Annotated in this window: 4 protein-coding genes; 2 read left to right on the plus strand and 2 right to left on the minus strand. The window is 68.8% G+C overall.

Features of this window, described 5'->3' with window-relative positions:
- Positions 1-147: 147 nt before the first annotated feature.
- Entirely contained in the window at positions 148-432 is a 285-nt protein-coding gene (locus BM093_RS34610; protein ID WP_245774001.1) for an MFS transporter, read from the plus strand.
- Between the two features lie 27 nt (positions 433-459).
- Here BM093_RS34610 and BM093_RS34615 read toward each other — a convergent pair whose 3' ends face one another.
- Entirely contained in the window at positions 460-1,356 is an 897-nt protein-coding gene (locus BM093_RS34615) for an IS3 family transposase (RefSeq protein WP_143105720.1), read from the minus strand.
- Positions 1,353-1,736 (minus strand): transposase, encoded by a 384-nt coding sequence (locus BM093_RS34620; RefSeq protein WP_093357654.1) that lies wholly within the window; start codon positions 1,734-1,736, stop codon positions 1,353-1,355. Before BM093_RS34620 ends, BM093_RS34615 begins: the two co-directional genes overlap by 4 nt.
- A gap of 35 nt (positions 1,737-1,771) precedes the next feature.
- Here BM093_RS34620 and BM093_RS34625 point away from each other — a divergent pair, with 35 nt between their 5' ends.
- Positions 1,772-2,056 carry an MFS transporter gene (locus BM093_RS34625; RefSeq protein ID WP_218163078.1) on the plus strand — a complete coding sequence of 95 codons (285 nt, stop codon included), beginning with the start codon at positions 1,772-1,774 and terminating at the stop codon, positions 2,054-2,056.
- Positions 2,057-2,192: the final 136 nt, after the last annotated feature.

Raw genomic sequence — 2,192 nt, forward strand, 5'->3', positions numbered from 1 at the left:
GGATACCGCCGCTTACGCCGAGCCACCCGTCCACGATGGACCAGACCCAGTCGCCGACCACGGAGACACGCCGCCTCTTCTCAAACACGCTCTAATTCTCGCGGGCAAAGTCCCGCCCCTGTACGCGTATGGCTCGTGTTGTGCGCGATGTCTATGCTGCAGTTCTTCATCGCGGTCGACGTGACCGTGGTCAACATCGCGCTGCCCTCGATCGGTGCGAACTACGGCGTCGACGGCCACACCCTGACCTGGGTCGTGGTCGGCTATACGATTACCGGTGGCGGGCTGCTGATGCTCGGCGGTCGGCTCTGCGACCTGCTGGGCCGCCGCCGCACTCTCCTGGCAGGTACGACCCTGTTCGGCGCGGCGTCCCTGTTGGCAGGCCTGGCCCCCTCATTCCCGGTACTGGTCGCAGCTCGTCTCCTGCAGTGAGCTTCCCCCGGTTTCCCGGAGTCCGGGTTACCGGTGATTGTCGCGCTGGGCGCGATGGTAGGCGTCCTCGTACTCGTCAGGTGAGAGCCCGCCGAGCCCGGCCTGGATCCGGCGGGGGTTGTACCAGCCGTCGATGTAGCGCAGCAGGGCGTGCTCGGCCTCGGCGCGGGTGGCGAAGGTCGTGCCCGGCCAGTACACGAGTTCGATCTTGAGCGTGGACCACAGGTTCTCCGCCAGGGCGTTGTCGTAGCTGTCGCCTGTGGACCCGGTCGAGGGCGCGACACCGGCGTCGACCAGGCGCTGGGTGAACCGCAGCGCCGTGTACTGGGCGCCCTTGTCGCTGTGGAAGATCAACTCGCCGGAGCGCACCGACCGGGAGCGCAGCGCATGATCCAGGGCGGTGAGCACCAGTGTCGTGGTCGCCCGCTCACCGGTGGCCCAACCGACGACCCGGTTGGCGAACGCGTCGCGCACCGAGGCCAGCCACAGCACGCCCTCGCCGGTGACCAGCCGCGTCAGGTCCGCCACCCAGAGCAGGTTCGGCGCGTCGGCGCGGAAGTTGCGCTCGCCCCGGTCCGGGGCGGCGGTGTGGTTTGGGTCCTGACGGGTCGAGCCGTGGCGCCAGCCGCGGCGCAGGTGAGCGCCCTGCAACCCGTACTCACGCATGATCCGCTCGATGCGCTTGCGCCCAACGCGCACGCCCTGGCGGCGCAGCTCCAGCCACACCCGCGGCGAGCCGTAGGTCGTGGCGAACTCACTGACGTTGCGCACCTTGCAGATCTGTTCGAGCAGCGCGGCGTCGTCGAGCTCGCGCCGGCTCGGCGCCGCGCGGCGGGCCCGCCAGTCGTAGTAGGTCGAGGCCGGGATGCCCAGGACCCGCAGTACGAGACCGGCCGGGAAGTCATGGGTGTCGATGAAGCTCATGACCACCTCCGGGTCGGGCCGATCTCGCTGGCGAAATACGCATTCGCCGCGCGCAGGACCTCGTTGACTCGCCGCAGCTCGGCGTTCTCGGCCGCCAGCCTGCGGTTCTCGGCCACCATGTCGGTGCTCGGGCGATCCTCGCGCTCGCCGGCATCGGCCTCGGCCTGGCGGACCCAGTTCCGCAGGGCCTCGGGGTGCACGTTGAGCTGTTCGGCCAGCCGCTTGAACGACGGCCGCGGCTCGGACTGTCGATACAGCCGAACCGCTCGTTCCCGCAGCTCATCGGGGTACTTCCTCGGTGCTGGCAACAGAGCCTTCCTTCCCAGTCCCTCACGATGGGACCAGTCTTCGAAGACTCCGGCGAAGCGGGGGAAGCTCACAGGGGGCCGGTGAGGCCGTCGCGCTGCCCGCGGCGATGGCGACCATCGTGCTGCTGTTCCCCGAGGGGCCGCGCCGTTCCCGCGCCCTGAGCGTGTGGGCGGCCGTGGCCAGCGGCGGTTTGGTGCTCGGTTTCGCGCTCTCCGGGATCATCACCGCTCACCTGGGATGGCGATGGATCTTTCTAATCTCGGTGCCGTTCATCGTGGTCGTGGCCCTGGCTGCGCTTTTCCTGGTACCGGCTGACCGCTCCGCGTCCAGGGGACAAGTCCGGCTGGACTTGCCCTTCCTAGACAGGACTCACGATCCGTCAGGTTCCTGAGCTGACAGGCGTCCCTACCCGAGCACGACGACCCCGGGACACGGTTACGTCCGCGGAGGTGGTGTACGGGTTCGTCGCTGGTGAGCGGCGTGGCGTCGTGACGTGAGACGGCCACCGCGTGATCTTTCTCGAGTAC

Origin of the sequence: Pseudonocardia ammonioxydans, from assembly GCF_900115005.1 — a bacterium.
Lineage (GTDB): Bacteria > Actinomycetota > Actinomycetes > Mycobacteriales > Pseudonocardiaceae > Pseudonocardia > Pseudonocardia ammonioxydans.

Bases quoted from the DNA above. Each gene is read 5' to 3' on its own strand.
- BM093_RS34610 (WP_245774001.1), top strand. From the start codon at position 148: ATGTCTATGCTGCAGTTCTTCATCGCGGTCGACGTGACCGTGGTCAAC.
- BM093_RS34615 (WP_143105720.1), bottom strand. From the start codon at position 1,356: ATGAGCTTCATCGACACCCATGACTTCCCGGCCGGTCTCGTACTGCGG.
- BM093_RS34625 (WP_218163078.1), top strand. From the start codon at position 1,772: ATGGCGACCATCGTGCTGCTGTTCCCCGAGGGGCCGCGCCGTTCCCGC.